Origin of the sequence: Streptomyces sp. PsTaAH-124, from assembly GCF_000373685.1 — a bacterium.
In the GTDB taxonomy this organism is placed as follows: Bacteria; Actinomycetota; Actinomycetes; order Streptomycetales; family Streptomycetaceae; genus Streptomyces; species Streptomyces andamanensis.
This window is the reverse complement of record NZ_KB892160.1, coordinates 108,232-126,990: the sequence shown is the minus strand read 5'-3', so window position 1 is coordinate 126,990 and position 18,759 is coordinate 108,232. Positions and strand designations below refer to the sequence as shown.

The 18,759-nt window shown below is 72.0% G+C and carries 19 protein-coding genes; 5 read left to right on the top strand and 14 right to left on the bottom strand.

Annotated features, from left to right (window positions below; genetic code table 11):
- Positions 1–69 precede the first annotated feature (69 nt).
- A complete protein-coding gene (locus B086_RS0106385; RefSeq protein ID WP_018565575.1) occupies positions 70–822 on the bottom strand; it encodes an MBL fold metallo-hydrolase in 753 nt (250 codons plus the stop codon).
- Positions 823–1,033: 211 nt separating this feature from the next.
- Here B086_RS0106385 and B086_RS0106380 point away from each other — a divergent pair, with 211 nt between their 5' ends.
- Complete coding sequence (locus B086_RS0106380) at positions 1,034–1,498, top strand: type II toxin-antitoxin system PemK/MazF family toxin (RefSeq protein WP_018565574.1); 465 nt, start codon at positions 1,034–1,036, stop codon at positions 1,496–1,498.
- A gap of 42 nt (positions 1,499–1,540) precedes the next feature.
- Here B086_RS0106380 and B086_RS0106375 read toward each other — a convergent pair whose 3' ends face one another.
- The 9 genes from B086_RS0106375 to clpS all read right to left on the bottom strand — a co-directional run bounded on the left by B086_RS0106375 (position 1,541) and on the right by clpS (position 9,796).
- Positions 1,541–2,131, bottom strand: coding sequence for a hypothetical protein (locus B086_RS0106375; protein ID WP_018565573.1), 591 nt, complete (start codon positions 2,129–2,131; stop codon positions 1,541–1,543).
- Positions 2,132–2,336: 205 nt separating this feature from the next.
- Positions 2,337–4,409, bottom strand: a complete 2,073-nt coding sequence (locus B086_RS0106370; protein WP_018565572.1) for a putative Ig domain-containing protein — start codon at positions 4,407–4,409, stop codon at positions 2,337–2,339.
- Positions 4,410–4,810: 401 nt separating this feature from the next.
- Positions 4,811–5,761: a PLP-dependent cysteine synthase family protein gene (locus B086_RS0106365; protein WP_018565571.1), complete on the bottom strand. Its 951-nt coding sequence runs from the start codon at positions 5,759–5,761 to the stop codon at positions 4,811–4,813.
- A 17-nt stretch (positions 5,762–5,778) separates the two neighbouring features.
- Positions 5,779–6,057: a MoaD/ThiS family protein gene (locus tag B086_RS0106360; protein WP_018565570.1), complete on the bottom strand. Its 279-nt coding sequence runs from the start codon at positions 6,055–6,057 to the stop codon at positions 5,779–5,781.
- 120 nt (positions 6,058–6,177) lie between these two features.
- Positions 6,178–6,273, bottom strand: coding sequence for a putative leader peptide (locus B086_RS46060; protein WP_018565569.1), 96 nt, complete (start codon positions 6,271–6,273; stop codon positions 6,178–6,180).
- Positions 6,274–6,361: 88 nt separating this feature from the next.
- Positions 6,362–6,784, bottom strand: coding sequence for a Mov34/MPN/PAD-1 family protein (locus B086_RS0106350; protein WP_018565568.1), 423 nt, complete (start codon positions 6,782–6,784; stop codon positions 6,362–6,364).
- A 184-nt stretch (positions 6,785–6,968) separates the two neighbouring features.
- Complete coding sequence (locus B086_RS0106340) at positions 6,969–8,390, bottom strand: amino acid permease (protein WP_018565566.1); 1,422 nt, start codon at positions 8,388–8,390, stop codon at positions 6,969–6,971.
- Between the two features lie 421 nt (positions 8,391–8,811).
- A complete protein-coding gene (locus B086_RS0106335) occupies positions 8,812–9,417 on the bottom strand; it encodes a DUF2017 domain-containing protein (RefSeq protein WP_018565565.1) in 606 nt (201 codons plus the stop codon).
- Positions 9,418–9,478: 61 nt separating this feature from the next.
- Positions 9,479–9,796 carry an ATP-dependent Clp protease adapter ClpS gene (clpS, locus tag B086_RS0106330; protein ID WP_026252159.1) on the bottom strand — a complete coding sequence of 106 codons (318 nt, stop codon included), beginning with the start codon at positions 9,794–9,796 and terminating at the stop codon, positions 9,479–9,481.
- Positions 9,797–9,884: 88 nt separating this feature from the next.
- On the opposite strand from clpS, the gene B086_RS0106325 reads away from it, so the two are divergent.
- Both B086_RS0106325 and B086_RS0106320 read left to right on the top strand, forming a co-directional pair.
- Positions 9,885–11,231 (top strand): nicotinate phosphoribosyltransferase, encoded by a 1,347-nt coding sequence (locus tag B086_RS0106325; protein ID WP_026252158.1) that lies wholly within the window; start codon positions 9,885–9,887, stop codon positions 11,229–11,231.
- Between the two features lie 81 nt (positions 11,232–11,312).
- Complete coding sequence (locus tag B086_RS0106320) at positions 11,313–11,900, top strand: isochorismatase family protein (RefSeq protein ID WP_018565562.1); 588 nt, start codon at positions 11,313–11,315, stop codon at positions 11,898–11,900.
- Positions 11,901–11,935: 35 nt separating this feature from the next.
- Here the strand turns inward: B086_RS0106320 and B086_RS0106315 are convergent, their stop codons facing one another.
- Entirely contained in the window at positions 11,936–12,295 is a 360-nt protein-coding gene (locus B086_RS0106315) for a hypothetical protein (protein WP_018565561.1), read from the bottom strand.
- A 121-nt stretch (positions 12,296–12,416) separates the two neighbouring features.
- Positions 12,417–14,768, bottom strand: coding sequence for an immune inhibitor A domain-containing protein (locus B086_RS0106310; RefSeq protein ID WP_018565560.1), 2,352 nt, complete (start codon positions 14,766–14,768; stop codon positions 12,417–12,419).
- 450 nt (positions 14,769–15,218) lie between these two features.
- Here B086_RS0106310 and B086_RS39290 point away from each other — a divergent pair, with 450 nt between their 5' ends.
- Positions 15,219–15,509: a hypothetical protein gene (locus B086_RS39290; RefSeq protein WP_018565559.1), complete on the top strand. Its 291-nt coding sequence runs from the start codon at positions 15,219–15,221 to the stop codon at positions 15,507–15,509.
- Between the two features lie 65 nt (positions 15,510–15,574).
- On the opposite strand, the gene B086_RS0106300 is transcribed toward B086_RS39290, so the two are convergent.
- Together B086_RS0106300 and B086_RS0106295 are read right to left on the bottom strand one after the other, a co-directional pair.
- Complete coding sequence (locus B086_RS0106300) at positions 15,575–16,306, bottom strand: RDD family protein (RefSeq protein ID WP_018565558.1); 732 nt, start codon at positions 16,304–16,306, stop codon at positions 15,575–15,577.
- A gap of 139 nt (positions 16,307–16,445) precedes the next feature.
- Positions 16,446–18,011, bottom strand: coding sequence for an RDD family protein (locus B086_RS0106295; RefSeq protein ID WP_026252157.1), 1,566 nt, complete (start codon positions 18,009–18,011; stop codon positions 16,446–16,448).
- Between the two features lie 286 nt (positions 18,012–18,297).
- Between B086_RS0106295 and B086_RS0106290 the strand changes: the two genes are divergently transcribed.
- Positions 18,298–18,711, top strand: a complete 414-nt coding sequence (locus B086_RS0106290) for an SsgA family sporulation/cell division regulator (protein WP_018565556.1) — start codon at positions 18,298–18,300, stop codon at positions 18,709–18,711.
- Positions 18,712–18,759: the final 48 nt, after the last annotated feature.

Sequence of the window (18,759 nt, the reverse complement as noted above, 5' to 3'; positions counted from 1 at the left end):
GCAGGACGTGAGGAGGCCCCCCGAGCCGTCAGGCCGGGGGGCCTTCGCGCGTCTGTCTCCTCATGTCCGTCAGATCTCGTACACCGCTCCCGGCGCCGCCAGTTCCACCGGTCCGTCGTAGACCGCGCGGGCGTCGGCGAGGTTGATCTGCGGGTCGGTCCACGGCGGGACGTGGGTGAGGACCAGGCGGCGGGCCCCGGCGCGGGCGGCGGACTCGCCGGCCTCGCGGCCGTTGAGGTGGAGGTCGGGGATGTTCTCCTTGCCGTCCGTGAAGGCGGCCTCGCACAGGAACAGGTCCGCGCCTCGGGCCAGTTCGTCCAGGGCCTCACTGACGCCGGTGTCACCGGAGTACGTGAGGGACCGGCCGCCGTGCTCCAGGCGGATGGCGTACGCCTCCACCGGGTGGGCCACCCGCTCGGTGTGCACGGTGAAGGGGCCGATCTCGGACGTGCCCGGTTTGACCGTGTGGAAGTCGAAGACCTCGCTCATGGAGGAGGCCGAGGGGGTGTCGGCGTAGGCCGTGGTCAGCCGGTGCTCGGTGCCCTCGGGACCGTGGACCGGCAGCGGGGCGCAGCGTCCGCCGTCGTACCGGTAGTAGCGGGCCACGAAGTAGGCGCACATGTCGATGCAGTGGTCGGCGTGCAGATGGCTCAGGAAGATCGCGTCGAGGTCGTAGAGACCGCAGTGGCGCTGCAACTCGCCGAGGGCGCCGTTGCCCATGTCGAGGAGCAGCCGGAAGCCGTCGGCCTCTACGAGGTAGCTCGAACAGGCCGATTCCGCGGACGGGAACGACCCCGAGCAGCCGACGACGGTGAGCTTCATGGAGCAGAAACCTCCGCTGGCGGGTGGATACAGAAGGTGACGGGGGTCGTGCGGTCCGTCGAGAGTACGGCGCGCGACGGCCGGTCGCTCCTTTGCACAGGTGGGTTGTGGGCGAACTCACCTGTGGTGTCACCGGTTCGGCTGGACGTGGGGCGCACGAGGTGCGGAAGAGGGCGCGCAGGGACGCTCGCGCGCCGGTAACGTCGTTCTCATGGACACGTCCTGGTGGCTGGCGCTCGCGGCGGTGGTGCTGCTCGCGCTCGTCGCCACGCTCGTCGACGGGTGGGGCCGGGGGCGCCGGCCCGCGGGGCGCAGGTCGCGTCCGCCCGCGCGGCCGAGGGGCCGGGAGGACCGGGGTGCGCCCGCGCGTCCGCGCCCGGCGGAGATCTGGTGGGCGAACGTGCCCTACGAGGACGGCCCCGGGGCGAAGGACCGGCCCTGCCTGGTGCTGTCCGTGCACGGCAAGCGCGCCCGGGTCGCCAAGATCACCAGCCGGTACCACGAGGAGCGGGCCGGGGTGATCCCGCTGCCGCCCGGTTCGGTGGGTGACGCGCGGGGCCGTACCAGCTTTCTGGAGACCGACGAGGTGCGGGAGGTGCCGGTGTGGGACTTCCGGCGCCGGGTGGGGGTCGTGGATCCGGTGCTCTGGGACCAGGTGCGCTACCTGGCCGGGTGAGGCGCGGGCCGGGGCGCGGAACCGGCGCCGCGCGGGACGCTCTCACGGCCGGGTCACCCGTACGGTGACCGTCCATCGGGCGATGCCCTGGCAGGCCACGGTCCCGGGCGAGGTCGCGCACATCGGGCGCGAGGACGTCAGGCGGGCCGTGCCGGGGGCGGTGGCGGTGTAGGCGGCGAGCGCGTCGCCCGGAAGGATCACGATGCCGGCGTCGGCGCCCTTGAGGACGCCACCGCCACCGCTGACCGTCACGGGGGCCCAGGGGCGGTCCTTGGTGCCGTCCAGGGTGAGCCGGAGGTAGCCGCCCACGGTGAGGCAGACGGTGCGGCCGGAGTCGGCGGCGGTCAGGTCGGCGTGGCCGGTGCAGCCGGCCGGGGGCGGCGGGGAGGCGGAGACCGGCGGGGAGGCCGGGGCGGAGGGCGCGGTGCTCCCGCCGCTCGCGGAGTCCGTGGGGTTCGTGGAGGCCGTGGGGTTCGTGGGGGCGGTCGCGGCCGGTGAGGAGGCGGGGGCCGTGGTGCCCGGCGACCCGCCGCCGCCCTTGCCGTCCTGCGATGTGCCGCAGCCCGCCAGAAGCAGGGCCGTCGCCGTCGCGGCGGTGGCGAGGGTGGTGCGGTGGAGCGTCGTACGGCGCATGGGGGCCGCCTTTCTGCTGTCCCGTTCCCGGTGGCCGGTGCCCTGGTGCCGATGAGACGTTTCTCCAGCACATCAGGATCCCCGGTCCCGCGCACGCCGGGGCCCCGGCCGGTGGCTCCGGCCGGGGTCGCGGTGTGCGGGTGCGTGACCAGCAGGTGTACGGATGCGTGACCAGCGGTGTGCCGGTGGGTGACCGGCGGGACGGTCAGCCGGTCGTCAGGGCCGCGTCGTCGACGACGAAGCTGGTCTGGAGTGAGGCGTCCTCGACGCCGCTGAACTTCAGCGTGACGCTGGAGCCCGCCAGGGACGACAGGTCGACGGTCTTCTGGGTGTAGCCGGTGGCCGCGTCCAGGTTGGAGTAGGTGGCCAGGGTCTTGCTGCCCGCGGTCACCGTCAGCTTGTCGTAGGCGGTGGTGCGGGTGGTCTCCGCCGTGTCGACGTGCAGGTAGTAGGTGAGGGCGGCCTTGCAGCCGGCCGGGATCGTCACCGTCTGGGACAGGGTGTCGGTGTGCGTGGCGCCGTAGCCGTCGAGCCACGCCTTGTAGGAGCCGCCGTGGGCGGCCTCACCGCTGTCGGTGGTGATGACGCCGCTGGACGCGGTCCAGGAGGAGCCGCCCGACTCGAAGCCGGGGTTGCCGAGCAGTTGGGCGGCGGTGCAGGTGCCGCCCCCGCCGGTGCCGACGGTCCAGGTGAAGGAGGCGGAGCCGGTGGCGCCGGTGGAGTCCTTCGCGGTGACCGTGACCTGGTAGGTGCCGGCGGTGGAGGCGGTGCCGGTGATCAGGCCGGTGGAGCCGTTGACGGACAGGCCGGACGGCAGGCCGGTGGCGGTGTAGGTGAGGGCCGCGCCCGCGCTGTCGGTGGCGTGTATCTGGAGGCTGGCGGAGCCGCCGACGGTGGTGGACTGGCTGCCGGGGTCGGTGACGGTGACCGTGTTGCCGGTGGAGCCGCCCGCGGTGAAGGCGGCGGTGCCGCTGGGGGTGCCCCAGCCGGTCGGGCCGTCGTAACCGGTGGCGGCCTTGCAGAAGTAGGCGGTGGAGCAGGAGCCGTTGGAGCCGCTGGTCACGTCGTTCAGGTTGCCGGTGTGGCCGTAGGGGTACTTCGCCGGGTAGTCGCTCGCGCCCGGGGTGCCCGCGAGGGCGTAGACGCCGGCGATGATCGGCGCGGAGGCGCTGGTGCCGCCGTAGACCGCCCAGCCGCTGCCGCCGTAGGTGTCGTAGACGGCGACGCCGGTGGCCGGGTCGGCGACCGCGGAGACGTCGGCCTCCATGCGCTTGGCGCAGCCGGTGTCGGTCTGCCAGCTCGGCTTCGGGTCGTAGGCGGAGCAGCCGGAGCCGGTGCCCTCGGTGGAGTTGGTGTTCCAGACGGTCTCGTTCCAGCCGCGGGAGTTGGACGCGGTGGTGAGCGCGGTGCCGCCGACGGCGGTCACGTACTGGGAGGTCGCCGGGTACTCGGCGCCGTAGCCGGAGTCGCCCGAGGAGACGGTGATCGCGACGCCCGGGTGCTTGAAGTACTGGCTGTCCAGGCTGGTCTGCGAGGACTCCTCGTCGCCGCCCCAGCTGTTGGAGACGAACTTGGCGCCGAGCGCGACGGCCTCGTTCTCGGCGGTGCCGAGGTCGGCGTCGGTGGGCGAGTTGGCCTCCACCAGGATGATGTTGCAGTTGGGGCAGACCGCGCTGACCATGTCGATGTCGAGCGCCTCCTCACCGGCCCAGCCGCTGTCGTTCGTCGGCAGGGAGGTGGTGGAGCCGGTCTGGCTGACCTGCTTGAAGCAGCCGTTGGCCTTGGTGCAGGCGGACAGCCCGAACTGCGAGCGGTAGGCGGCCAGGTCGGACTCGGCGTTGGGGTCGTTGTAGGCGTCGACCACCGCGACCGTCAGGCCGGAGCCGCCCGAGGAGGGCAGGTTGTAGGCGCTGTGCAGGTTGGCCGGGGAGAGGCCGGAGGGCGCGGCGGCGAGCGCCGAGGCCAGCCGCTGCTGGATGTCGGTGCGGCGCTGGGCGAAGCAACTGGCCTCGCCGGGACGGGCGTCGGCGCACAGCCGGGTCGTGGGGACCTTCTGTCCGGCCGTGCCGGTGCTGTGCAGGACCTGCCGCTCGGGGGCGGTGAGGGCGTGCGCGTTCTGGGCGGTCCTGCCGGTGTCCGGGTGCGCGGCGGCGGGCTGGGCCGCTCCTGCGGTCGGTGCCGCGACGAACCCGGTGACCGTGAGGGCGAGGGCGGGGAAGGCGACGGCGAGGAGTCGGCGCGGACTCCGTCTCCGGCTGCTCGGGCGTGACTCACGCATGGGGGTACTGCCTCCGTTGACGTGGGGATCGCACTGGTCGGGCAGCCCGTGACGCGCGTGGCGGCGGTAGCCGCGCAGTCATGAGCATGACACTCCACACCCTGTACGCCGCGTGATCGTGACATGACAGGGTGCGCCAGGAACGTAGCCCCGGGCCGCCGGGGGACGGCAGTACCGGAGGGATTTCTTTGCCCCTCCATAGGATGAGATTGGCCCCCTCGTGGGAGGGGGCTGGGACGTGCTTGAGACGGGCCGGGCCCGGTCCGGACCGGGCTCACGACCCTTCCCGGACCGCTCTCACGGCCCTTCCGGGACCGCTCTCACGGCCCTTCCGGGACCGGCCTCACGGCCCTTCCGGGACCGGGCTCACGGCTCCTGCGGGCGGGGTGCCGGCGCGGCGGTCAGGCCCAGAGCTGGCCCTGGAGCGTCTCGATGGCCTCTTGCGTGGTGGCCGCGGTGTAGACGCCGGTGGACAGGTACTTCCAGCCGCCGTCGGCGACGACGAAGACGATGTCGGCGCTCTCCCCCGCCGTGACCGCCTTGCGGCCCACGCCGATCGCGGCGTGCAGCGCGGCGCCGGTGGAGACGCCCGCGAAGATCCCCTCCTGCTGGAGCAGTTCCCGGGTACGGGTGACGGCGTCGGCGGAGCCGACCGAGAAGCGGGTGGTCAGCACGGAGGCGTCGTACAGCTCGGGGACGAAGCCCTCGTCGAGGTTGCGCAGGCCGTACACCAGGTCGTCGTAGCGCGGCTCGGCGGCGACGATCCGCACGTCCGGCTTGTGCTCACGCAGATAGCGGCCGACACCCATCAGGGTGCCGGTGGTGCCCAGGCCCGCCACGAAGTGGGTGACGGAGGGCAGGTCGGCCAGGATCTCCGGGCCGGTGGTCGCGTAGTGCGCGCCCGCGTTGTCCGGGTTGCCGTACTGGTAGAGCATCACCCAGTCGGGGTGCTCGGCGGACAGCTCCTTGGCGACGCGCACGGCGGTGTTGGAGCCGCCCGCCGCCGGGGAGGAGATGATCTCCGCTCCCCACATGCCGAGCAGGTCGCGGCGCTCCTGGGAGGTGTTCTCGGGCATCACGCACACCATGCGGTAGCCCTTGAGCTTCGCCGCCATGGCCAGCGAGATGCCGGTGTTGCCCGAGGTGGGTTCGAGGATCGTGCAGCCCGGGGTGAGCCGGCCGTCCTTCTCCGCCTGCTCGATCATGTGCAGGGCGGGACGGTCCTTGACCGAGCCGGTCGGGTTGCGGTCCTCCAGCTTCGCCCAGATACGGACGTCGGCGGACGGCGAGAGCCGCGGCAGGCGCACCAGAGGGGTGTTGCCCACCGCGGCCAGCGGGGAGTCGTAGCGCATCGCTGCTCAGCGGCCGTTCAGCGCATGCCGCCGGCGACCGCCGGCAGGATCGTCACGTTGTCGCCGTCGGCGAGCTTGGTGCTGATGCCGTCCAGGAAGCGGACGTCCTCGTCATTCAGATAGACGTTGACGAAGCGGCGCAGCTGCTCGCCGTCCACGATGCGCGCCTGGATGCCCGGGTGCCGGACCTCCAGGTCGGCGAAGAGCGCGGCGATGGTCTCCCCGTTGCCCTCCACGGCCTTCTGCCCGTCGGTGTAGGTGCGGAGGATGGTCGGGATGCGGACCTCGATGGCCATGGGTGCGGGCTCCTGTCAGGAAGATGTCGTCGGATCGGGGGGGCGCGCGAGGGAGGTCCCCCCGGGCGTCGGCCCCGGGGAGCGCCGCGGCTCACGGCCGTACGGCGGCGGCAGGGAACGTCAACAGATGGCGCTGTTCAACCTGCACAGGTCGACGTGCAGCCGCGCCACGAGCAGCGTGCCCGGGATCTCGTCGCTCACGTCGTGGAGAACCATGGGCTCATCGTATCGATTCCCGGTCCGCACCCTGGAATGTGATCTCACCCTGCGGACGTCCGGTATCCGCGGTGCGAGACGCGCCCCGTCAGTACGCCGCCACGACCGTCACTTCCTCCTCGGTGACCTCGCCCTCCACGATGCGGAACGAGCGGAACTGGAACGGGCCCGCCCCGTCGGTGTCGGCGGTGGACACCAGGACGTAGTGGGCGCCGGGCTCGTTGGCGTAGGAGATGTCGGTGCGCGAGGGGTACGCCTCGGTCGCGGTGTGGGAGTGGTAGATGATCACCGGCTCCTCGTCGCGGTCGTCCAGCTCGCGGTAGAGCTTGAGCAGGTCCTGCGAGTCGAACTCGTAGAAGGTGGGCGAGCGGGCCGCGTTCAGCATCGGGACGAACCGCTCGGGGCGGCCGGTACCGGCGGGTCCGGCGACCACTCCGCACGCCTCGTCGGGGTGGTCCGCGCGGGCGTGGGCGACGATCTGGTCGTGGAGCGACTGGGTGATGGTCAGCATGGGCCACAGGATAAGCAGGAAAGCAGAACGGCCCGCGGCGCGCCGGTCAACGCCCGGCGGACGGCGGACGGGCCGCCCCGTACCGGTGAGTGGTACGGGACGGCCCATATGCCGGACGCCCTGAGCGGCGGCCGGAGCGGTTCCCACGAGCGGCCGCTCCGGCCGGACGTCCTGCGGAAGGAGGTCAGCGCCTGCTGAAGGCGGCGGCCTCCGGGTTGCGGCGCTTGAGCACCAGGTAGGCGACGGCGAGGACCAGGCCCCACACCGGCGCGCAGTACAGCGAGACCCGGGCGTCCTTGTCGATGCCCATCAGCACGATCACCATGCCGATGAAGGCGAGCGCGAACACGCTGGCCCAGACGCCGCCGGGGGCGCGGAACTCCGAGACGGGCAGCTCGCCGCGGTCGGACTTGCGGCGGTAGCGGATCTGGCAGACCAGGATGACGATCCAGGCCCACATGCCGGAGATGGTCGCGAAGGACACCACGTAGTCGAACGCCTTGCCCGGCCACTGGTAGTTGATCCAGACGCCCACCAGCATCAGCGCGGCGGAGAACGTCGTGCCGATCAGCGGGGTGCCGCTGCTGGTCAGCCTGGTGAAGAAGCGCGGGCCCTGGCTGTTGAGCGCGAGGTCGCGCAGCATGCGGCCGGTGGAGTACATGCCCGAGTTGCAGGAGGACAGGGCGGCGGTGAGCACCACGAAGTTCACGATGCCGGCACCGGCGGGCAGGCCCATCTTCTGGAAGGCGACCACGAAGGGGCTCTCACCGGCGTGGAAGGCGGTCCACGGCACGACCGAAAGGATCATGATCAGCGCGCCGACGTAGAAGACGGCGATGCGCCACGGCACGGTGTTGATCGCCCGGGGCAGCACGGTCTTGGGGTCCTTGGACTCGCCCGCGGTCACACCGACCAGCTCGACGGCGAGGAAGGCGAACATCACCATCTGGAGGGTCATCAGCGTGTTGCCGACGCCGTGCGGGAAGAAGCCGCCCTCGTTCCACAGGTGCGAGACGGAGGCGGTGTCGCCCGCGTCGGAGAAGCCGATCGTGAGGACGCCCACGCAGATCAGGATCATGCCGATGATGGCGGTGACCTTGACCATGGAGAACCAGAACTCCAGCTCGCCGAAGAGCTTCACGGAGATCAGGTTGGCGCCGTAGAGCACGACGGTGAAGACCAGCGCCGAGACCCACTGCGGGATCTCGAACCAGTACGTCATGTACGCCGCCGCCGCGGTGACCTCGGTGATGCCGGTGACGACCCAGAACAGCCAGTAGGTCCAGCCGGTCACGAAGCCCGCGAAGGGGCCGATGAACTGGCGCGCGTACTCCGAGAAGGAACCGGAGACCGGGCGGTACATCAGCAGCTCGCCGAGCGCCCGCATGATGAGGAAGATGACGAAACCGGCGACCGCGTACGCCAGGATGATGCTGGGTCCGGCCTTGGAGATGCTCTTGCCGGCGCCGAGGAACAGACCGGTGCCGATCGCACCGCCGATGGCGATCATCTGGATCTGGCGGGCACCGAGCCCGCGCTGGTACCCCTCGCCGTCCGGCACGGCCTCCGTGCCGGCGCGTTCTTTCTCGACCCGCGCTGAGGTCATGTGTCGTGCGCCTTTCTCCATGCCGACCCGGGCCGTCTGTCGGCCGCGGATCGGGTCGCGATCCCCCCGGACTGAAATGGAGTTGTGCCTGGCCGCTGGTGGGCGGCTCGGTGGCGCACCCGGGCGAACGTGGGTGGTGTTCGCCGGGCGGTCGTGAAGATTTATCACGCTCGAACCACTGATCGCAGGACGTACGTGTGGTTCACGACACCAGGGGAACCTGGAAAAACCGACAAAACACACGCGACCGGCCGAAATGGGCCGGTCGCGGTGACGCGATCGTTATCCGGATTTGAGCATCCTCTGAGCGGACAGGAAATCATCCCGGAACGGGATGATCCGGGCAGGCGGGGGAAGAGCGCCCAGGACACCCCAGGACACCCCAGGACACCCCGGGACACCCGGGGCGCCGCGGGACACCTCAGGGCATGAAGGTGGAGACCAGGGTCTCCTGGAGGCCGCCCAGCCACAGGTACGCCATCACCATCGGCTTGCGCGGGTCCTCGTCCGGCAGCCGGTAGAGGTCGTCGGCGTCGTCCTCGGCGCCGATCTCCAGCCGGGAGGCGATGGCCAGGCGCAGATCGTTCAGGGCGCCGAGCCAGCGCCGGGACTCCTCCGGGGACAGCTTCAGCACCGCGCCGCCCTCACCGGAGGCGGCGAGGGCGTTGAGCGAGTGGATCACCGCGAGGGCGTTCTCGCGCTTGCCGGCCCGCAGGTCGTTCTCGGTGAAGCGGCGGAACTCGGCCGCGTGCGCACGCTGCTCGGCGGCCTCCTCGGCGCCGGCCGGCGGCTGCCCGGGGTCGCCGTAGGCGTCCGGGAAGAGCCTTCTGAGCACCGGGTCGGCGGGCGGCTCGCTCGGGCCCTCGGCGAACAGCTCGGCGAGCGGGTCGGCGCCCTCGTCCTCGGCGGGCCCGGGGCCGATCAGCTCCAGGAGCTGGATCGCCAGCGAGCGGATGATGGAGATCTCGACGTCGTCGAGGGCGACGGCGGCGCCGCCGCCGGGGAGCGGTTCGAAGTGTCCGGGCATGGAGGGGATTCGCTGCTTCCGGTCCGGGCCGTCGTCGGCGCGTGCGCCACCGGCCGCTTGGCTACTTGCGGTCCTGCTGAAGGGTGGCCCACAGGCCGTAGCCGTGCATGGCCTGAACGTCCCGCTCCATCTCCTCGCGGGTGCCGCTGGAGACGACCGCCCGGCCCTTGTGGTGGACGTCGAGCATGAGCTTGGTCGCCTTGTCCTTCGAGTACCCGAAGTACGTCTGGAAGACATAGGTGACGTAGCTCATCAGATTGACGGGATCGTTGTGGACGATCGTCACCCAGGGGACGTCGGGCTCGGGTACGGCGAAGACCTCCTGTGCCGACTCGGTCTTCTCGATCTCGATGGGTGCGGCTGACGTCACAAGGCCCATGCTGCCACTACCGGGGCGCGGGAGCACAAACGAGCTGGCCGCATCCCTAAATCGTCAGACTGACGAAATGGGAGTACGCTTCTCGGTCATGAACACAGCGGACCTTGGGCTGCCGGTGGATGTTCCCTCTACGGCGCTCTTCACCGACCACTACGAGCTGACGATGCTGCGGGCCGCCCTGAAGGCCGGGACGGCCGAGCGGCGCAGTGTCTTCGAGGTCTTCACCCGGCGGCTGCCCGAGGGCCGCCGCTACGGCGTCGTGGCCGGAACCGGCCGGGTGCTGGACGCGGTGGAGAACTTCCGCTTCGACGCGGACGTCCTCGGCTATCTGCGCGAGAAGCAGGTCGTGGACGAGCCGACGCTCCAGTGGCTGGCCGACTACCGGTTCAGCGGTGACATCTGGGGCTATCCCGAGGGCGAGGTCTACTTCCCGGGCTCCCCCGTCATGCGGGTGGAGGGCTCCTTCGGCGAGTGCGTGCTGCTGGAGACCGTGATCCTGTCGATCCTCAACCACGACTCCGCGATCGCGGCCGCCGCCTCCCGGATGTCCTCGGCCGCCGGGGAGCGGCCGCTGATCGAGATGGGCGCCCGGCGCACCCACGAGCTGGCCGCGGTCGCCGCCTCCCGCGCCGCCTACGTGGGCGGCTTCGCCTCCACCTCCGACCTGGCCGCGGGCTTCCGCTACAACATCCCCACCGTCGGCACCTCCGCCCACGCCTTCACCCTGGTCCACGACAACGAGCGGGACGCCTTCCGCGCCCAGGTGGAGTCGCTGGGCCGGGACACGACGCTGCTGGTGGACACCTACGACGTGGCCGAGGCCGTGCGCACGGCCGTGGAGGTGGCCGGGCCCGAGCTGGGCGCGGTGCGCATCGACTCCGGCGATCTGCTGCTGGTCGCGCACCGGGTGCGCCAGCAGCTCGACGAGCTGGGCGCGCACGACACGCGGATCGTCGTCACCTCCGACCTGGACGAGTACGCCATCGCCTCGCTGGCCGCCGCGCCCGTGGACGCCTACGGCGTCGGCACCCAGCTGGTCACCGGCTCCGGCCACCCGACCTGCTCCATGGTCTACAAGCTGGTCGCCCGTGCCGAGTCCGCCGACCCGGGGGCGCCGCTGAAGCCGGTGGCGAAACGGTCCAGCGGCGGCAAGACCTCCATCGGCGGCCGCAAGTGGGCGGCCCGGCGCCTGGACGCGTACGGCGTCGCCGAGGCCGAGGTGGTGGGCACCGGGCCGGTGCCCGTCGCACTGGCGGACCAGCAGCTCCAGGTCGAGCTGGTCAAGGGCGGCGAGGTGGTCCGCCGGGAGCCGCTGGACGCCGTACGGGACCGGCATGTGGCGGCCCGCGCGGGGCTGCCGCTGTCGGCCACCCAGCTCTCGCGCGGGGAACCCGTCCTCCCGACGGAGTACGCCACCGGGGCGTCGGGTAGCTAGAGCGCATGGCCGTCTCCGCCCCGACCAGGACCCTCAGACCCCGTCCAGCCCGCTGATCCCCGGAACCGAAGGACACCCGACATGCGCCGCGCCCTGATCGTCGTCGATGTGCAGAACGACTTCTGCGAGGGAGGCAGCCTCGCGGTGGCCGGCGGCGCCGACGTGGCCGCCGCGATCACCGAGCTGATCGGGCAGGCCCCGGCCGGGTACCGGCACGTGGTGGCGACCCGCGACCACCACATCGCGCCCGGCGGGCACTTCTCGGAGCACCCCGACTACGTCGACTCCTGGCCCCCGCACTGCGTGGCGGGCACGGAGGGCGTGGGCTTCCACCCGAACTTCGCGCCCGCCGTCGCCTCCGGCGCGGTCGACGCCGTCTTCGACAAGGGCGCCTACTCGGCCGCCTACAGCGGTTTCGAGGGGGTCGACGAGAACGGCGTGTCCCTGGCCGACTGGCTGCGGGCCAGGGAGGTCGAGGAGGTCGACGTGGTCGGGATCGCCACCGACCACTGTGTGCGCGCCACCGCCCTGGACGCGGCCCGCGAGGGCTTCCGCACCCATGTGCTGCTGGACCTCACCGCCGCCGTGGCCGGGGAGACCACCGAGCGGGCCCTTGAGGAGCTGCGCCGGGCGGGCGTGGAGCTGACCGGCAAGCCCGTCGTCGCCTAGGGCGGTGACGCAGGGGCGTACGGACCCGGGCGTGCTCAGACCTGGGCGGGGCTGACGCCCGCTCCGGGGGTGCGCGGGCGCAGCAGGGCCCTGATCGGGTGCCACAGCTCCGGGGGGCCGGCGGGGGCGCCGCCGTCGTCGGGCGAGGTGCGCCAGATGAGGCCGTCGGGGTGGTGCAGCACCGCGGTGATCTCGTCCGGGGTGGGCGGGGCGGCGTTGCCCCGCAGGTAGACGGCGCGCAGACCGAGGTTGCGCAGCCGGGTCAGGGCGCGGGCGCGGTTGCGGGCGAGCACGAGCACCCGGACGCCGCCGGTGCTGCCGGGGGCGGGACTGGGCAGGTTGAGGGCGACCACGACGGTGCCGTTCGGCAGTTTGCTGAAGCCTCCTGCGGCCATGCGGTCACTTCCCCGTTCCGGTCGGTGTCAATAAGAGAGCCACAGCAGGCACCTAAACACGATCGGCGGCAACCCGCCAGGGGGTTGCCGCCGATACGCTTTTGACCTGGGCTTTTTACCTTTACTTCACCGCGCGGCCGACTTCCAGCTCGATCGTGGAGCCGTCGTGGGCCTCCTTGGTGATCTGGATCCGGGTGTTGGTGTCAGTGACCTTGACCCCGCCGGTCGGGTTCGAGGCGTCGTAGTAGGTGCTGGTGTGGTCGTTGAAGACCGGCACCCCCTTCGACGACTTGACCGTGGTCTTGACGTCCGCCTTGTGCAGGGTGATGCCGTCCGTGCGGTACAGGCTGAACGGCGAGTCGTACGCCTGGACGCGGTTGCGCAGCAGGGTGCCGTCCGACCAGCGCAGGGCCGTCGGGTGCGAGTCGACCGGGAGGATCAGACCGGTGCCCGGGTGGACGCTGGTGTTGTTGTCCGCCTGGGAGGTGTCGTACTTCCAGATCAGCAGACCGTTCTGGTACGGGTAGTGCTCGACCCAGTCGGGGCGCTTGGCCGAACCGAAGTTGTACGGGCCGGTCTTCAGCGTGGTGTCGTACGAGACGTACTGGCGGTTCTCCGCGATGTAGTACTGCTCGTAGTCCTTGGTGAAGGACGCGCCGATGCGGGAGAAGCCCTTCGCCGTCCAGGCGGCGTCCTCGGTCTCGGCGTTGTCGGAGAAGAGCGCCGTGCCGTCCGCGGTCACCGCGATCTCGTCGGCCGCGAAGCCCTTGAGCGCGGCGCCGCCGTCCGTCTGGTAGCGGAAGCGGAGCTGGATCTTCTGGCCCGCGTAGGCGTCCAGCGGGTACGCCAGCTTCTTGTACGCGTCGACCGAACCGGTCAGGGCCGGCTTGTCGCTGCCGTCACGCGGGATGGCCTGGCCGTCCACGGTGCCGTCCAGGGCGGTCCAGTTGGCGCCGCCGTCGGTCGAGACCTCGGTGTAGAGGAAGTCGTAGTTGGCCTCGATGTCGTACCAGCCGTCGAGGCTGAGCGTGGCCGACTTCTTGCCGGTCAGGTCGACGGACCGGGTCAGGGTGTTCTTCAGGTCGTCGCCGCTGCCGCTCCACCACTGGGTGACGCCCTGCGCGGGCTTGACGACCTCGGTGGTGACCGCCTTGTCGGGCAGCGAGACCACCACGGCCTGCCGGTACTTGGTGTTGTACTCGGACACGCCCAGCTTGTGCCAGGACTTCACACCGGCCTTGGCGGTGTCGAAGTTCAGCCAGCCAAGACGCAGCTTGTCCCAGGCGTTCATGTCGCCGGGCAGGTCGCCGATGGCGTCCTCGCCCCGGCCCAGCCAGGAACCGGAGGACATCAGCGTCCAGAAGCCGGTGGAGTTGTCACCGCCCGCGGTGTCGTACTCGTCGGGCAGGCCGAGGTCGTGGCCGTACTCGTGCGCGTAGACGCCGAGTCCGCCGTTCTCCGGCTGGATGGTGTAGTCGCCGACCCAGACGCCGGTGTCACCGATCTGCGCGCCGCCGAGCTTGTTGTCCGACGGGCCGGTGGAACCGGCGTCGGTGCCGTACGCGTACCAGCGGTGCGCCCAGATCGCGTCGGTGCCCTGGACGCCGCCGCCCGCGGACTCGTCCTCGCCCGCGTGCACGATCTGGAAGTGGTCGATGTAGCCGTCCGGCTCGTTGAAGTTGCCGTCGCCGTCGTAGTCGTAGCGGTCCCACTGGTCGTACTTGGCCAGATCCGCCTTGATCGCGGCGTCCGACTTGCCGGCCGCCTTCTGCTGCGCCACCCAGGCGTTGACGCCGTCGCTGACGACGTTCCACACGCTGGAGCAGTTGGTGGAGCCGCAGTAGTTCGAGCCGTAACGGGCCTCGTTGTAGGGGACCTTGACCCAGTCCGAGACCTCGCCGTCCACCGAGTAGCGGCCCGAGGACTGCTTCTCGTAGTACTTCTTGACCGACTCGGTCTTCTTGCCGGTGCCGAAGTACAGGTCCTGGAAGTGCTTCTGGTTGTAGTCCTTCTGCCAGGCCGTGGAGTTGTCCTTCTTGCGGTCCGGCGCGGCTATCTGGTTGTGCAGCGGCCCGGGGGTGCCGCCGTACTTCGGGTCGGTCTGGTCGCCGAACTCGACCAGGATGGTGAAGATCTTGTCGGTCTTCTCCCGGCCCAGCTCGACGTACTTGGTGTCGCCCTTCTTGCCCTTGAGGCCGACGACCTTGGAACCATTGCGGTTCTGGACCTTGGCCTTGCCGGAGATGACCTGGCTGAGGGCCTCCTGGCGCTGGGCCTCCTGGGTCTTGCTCAGCGGTCCGTCGAGGTTGTGCTCGTGCTGCCCGACCGGCTGCGGGTCGTGCCGGTTCACGGCGGCGGGAGAGCCGGCCGTGGTGGCGGCCTCCGCGACGGCGAACGTCGAGAACGTCGCGGCGGCCGCCGCGAGCGAGACGCCGATCGCGGCTGCTCTGAAAGTCCAGGGTCTACTGGTCACTTGCTGTCCTCCCCTGACGCGTCCGTACGCGCGGAAGGGGGGTCTCTGAGGCACGAGAAAGTCCGCGCGCGATCAACGCGTGTTAGTCAAGTGACGACATTTGACTAGAGGTTTACGAGAAAAGACAGACCTTGACTTGGACAGTTCAAGTGCACTATGCGGAGCGTTCGTTCGCTTTACGGACGGTCAGGGGTGCACCGCAGGCTGCCCGGACGCGGGCCGGACGCCGGCCGGTGACCGTCCCGGCGCGTGGAACGGGCCCGGGAGGGCGCACCGTGAATCCGTGCGCCCCCTGTGCACCGGCACCGTGGGTTAGGTCACGCTTACCGGGCGTTCCGCAGGGGCATCCAGGAGATTACAGTCGATGTGGCGGATCGCCCGGAAGTCGGCGGACGGGACGCCAGGCCGGCCCCCGTCGCACCCCCCAATCCTTCCGAGGACACGATTGCCATGCCTCGTCCGACCGCCGCACAGCTCGCCTACGGCTCCTGCACCGTGATCTGCTCGACGCTCGCCATGCTGCTGCTGTCGCAGACGAGTTCGGGGGTGGGGATCGCCGTCATCGCCCTCGCGGCGCTCGCGCTGGGGCTCCTGGTCGCCATGACGGTGCCGCTGCCGAAGTCACGCGCGTCGGCCGTCGGCAGCGCCGCGGCCGGTTCCCCGGCGGTGCCGGGCACCGGCGCGATGGCCGCCGCGGCTCGGACCGCCGCCGGACGCCCCCGGACCCCGGCCCGCCGCTGACGGCTGTCGTCGGGGCCGCCGGACCGGACCGCGCTGCTCTCACGCGTCCCTGACGCCGCGTCGGCTCACCGGTCCGTGCTGACCACCACCGTCTTGGCCGCCTTGTCGTGCAGGCCCTGCTTGTAGGGCCGGTCGAAGTAGCTCCAGCCGCCGCACACCGCGAGCCAGATGCAGGCGCAGCAGAACCAGAACGGCACCCAGAGCACCGCCGAGCGCCCCAGTGCGGTGGCCGCGGACGGCGTCGACCCGTCGCTCAGGTTCGCCACCCGCATCCCCAGCCACTTCTTGCCCAGCGTCTGCCCCGACCGGGAAATCATGAAGGTGTCGTAGGCGACGTAGAGCACCACGCCGACCACCGACTGCGCGATGGACGTACCGACCTCGACCTGATCGGCGTTCATCGTCGTCTCGTTGACGCGCAGCGCCCAGGTGATCACCCAGGTGACGATGCCGACCAGGACCAGGTCGATGATCCGGGCGAGGGTGCGCCTGCCGCTCTCCGCCAGCGGCGGCATCCCGGCGAGCGGGCCGCCGGGGGGCGGGCCACCACCGTACGGGTCGCCGCCGTAGGGACCGCCGCCACCGCCGTACGGACCGCCGCCACCGCCGTAGGGGCCGCCGCCCTCATGAGAGCCGCCGCCCTCGTACGGGCCGCCTCCCCCGCTGTACGGACTGCCGCCGCCGCTGTACGGGTTGCCGCTTCCCGGGGGCGGGCCGCCCGGCGGCGGCTGGCCTCCGGGCGGGGGTCCGGAGCCCGCGGGCGGTTCGGAGCCGGGGGGCGGCGGTTCGGTGCTCATGCGCCGAGTGGAACCCGAACGCGGGCGGGGCGCATCCGGCGAGCATCCGTACGGATGACGGATGACGGATGCCGGACGGCGGGCGCCGGGTACCGGGCGGCGGGCGGACGGCCGTGGGCGCCCGCGGCCCGGGGCCGGGTCAGTCCGCCACGAAGGTGTGCGCCGCCTTGTCGTGCCAGCACTGGTGCCACGGCCGGTCGAACAGGCACCACAGGACGCCCACGATCCCCACGCCCAGGAGTCCGGGCACGCTGTACACCAGCCAGCGGCGCAGCGCCGGGCCGAACGACGGCGGCTCATGGCCCTCGATGTCCCGCACCTGGAGTCCGCAGAGCTTCTTGCCGAGCGTGCGGCCCCACTTGGCGGTGGGCAGCACCTCGTAGAGGACACCGGCGAGCAGCAGGACGGCCAGGACGACACCGAGGTACGCCGCCGTCGTGCCGTCCAGCACCCAGACGGTGACCGTGCGCCCGGTGAGCTTGGCCGCGTCGATCTTCGCGTCGACATGGTCGACGGCCCGGGTACCGAGCGGCACGGCGGCCACGGCGGTGACGCCCGCGAGGAGCACGGTGTCGACCAGGCGGGCGGCCAGCCGCTTGCCGAGGCCCGCCGGCCGGGCCGCCGCCTGTCGCCGCGCCGCGGCCTGGAACACGTCCTCCACCGGCGGCTTCCAGGGCGCCACGGGCTGCTCCCCGGCCGCCGCGCCGGGGCCCGCTCCGGTCCCCGCTCCCGCGAGCTGGTGCACCTGCTGCGCCCAGGACGCCTGGCCGCCACCGGGGCCACCGGCCACCGGGGAGGGAAGCGAGCCGGGCACCGCGGCGGCGTGCGGGGGCGCTGCGGCCTGGTGGGGCAGCGGCGCCGCGGGGGCGACGGGCGCCGACGGAGCGGGGGCAGGCGAGGGTGACGCGGGGGCGGGTACGTGCGCCGGGGCGGGCCCTGCTGCCTGTGCCGGGCTCGGGGGCTGGGCGCGCACCGGGCCCTGCGGCTGGACCGGACCCTGCGGCTGGACCTGTGCCTGTGCGGGAGCCGGGTCGTGGGCGCCCTGGGCGGGCACGGAGGGCTGCCCGGACGCGGCCCGAGACGGGCCGGAGCGCGGGACGGGCCGGAAGGTCATGGTGCCGTCGTCCACGGGACCGCCCGGCCCGGGGATGCCGGGACCGGCGGGAGCAGCCGGGGCGGCAGCATCGGCCGGACCGGCGGGACCGGCCGGGGCGTCGGCGGCGGTCGGCCGCCGGAACACGAACGTACCGGCGGATCCGCCGCCGTCCTGTGCCGGAGCGGCGCCACCGCCCTGCCCCTGCCCCGGCAACTGGCCCTGCAACTGGCCCTGGCCCCGATCGCCCTCCCCCGCAGGGGAGTTCGTGTGGGCGACCCGGGGGTCGGGGCCGGCCGGTGCGGTCCACCGGGGGTGCGGATCCGGGCCGGCGGTCCACGGCGCGGCCGCCGGTTCCGGGCGGGCGGCCGCCGGGGGCGGGTCCTCGTCGAAGAAGTGCGGGCCCGTCTCCTCGACCTCCGGGGTCGCGGACGCGGCGGGCCGCGCGCCGGGCGGCGGGCTGAGCGGCTCGCCGTCGGCGGGGGCCGGCCGGCTGGTGCCCGGCACCCAGGAGGAACCGTTCCAGTACCGGACGTATCCGGGGATGGACGGGTCCGGGTAGTACCCCTCGCGGGGCCTGTCGTCGCCTGGTGCGGGGGTTGGGGCGCTCATGTCCGTCGTCCCGTATCTGCTCGGGGGTCGTCTTGGGGGCCTCCACATCTATCAGACCGGCGCACCCGGCACGGCCCGTCCCGCCGGACCCACCCCTTTCCGGGCACTCCCTCGTACATGTGCGTCACCTCCCGGAGCCGGGCGCCGCCCCCCCTCCTCCCCCGGACGGGCGCGGAAAAAGTTTCGCGGACCCGCGTAATGCCCGGCGTCCGGCCGCCTCTCTCCCGTGCGGGCCCGCATCCGGGGCCGTACGCGACACGCGTCATGAGTGGAGAGGACGAGAACCATGCGACACACCGTGGTGGAGCGCGAGCTGGAGCTGAGGCTGATCCTGTCGCCCGAGCGGGGGATCCCCGTACCGGCCCGGCTCTCCTACCGCACCGCCGATCCGTACGCCGTGCACATCGACTTCCATGTCGACTCCGGTCAGCCGGTGCACTGGGCGTTCGCCCGGGATCTGCTGGTGGAGGGGGTGTTCCGGCCGTGCGGCCACGGCGACGTACGGGTGTGGCCGTCGAAGGCGGAGGGCCGCAGCGTGGTGCTGATGGCGCTCAGCTCGCCGTCCGGTACGGCGCTGCTGGAGGCGCCCTCCGCGCAGGTGTCGTCGTGGCTGGAGCGCACCCTGCGGGTGGTGCCGCCGGGCAGCGAGGGCGAGCAGCTCGGGATCGACGCGGGGCTGGCCGGACTGCTCGCTCAGTGAGCCGGAGGAGCGGGAAGAGCGAGCGGGGCGGACGGGGGCCGGGCGGCG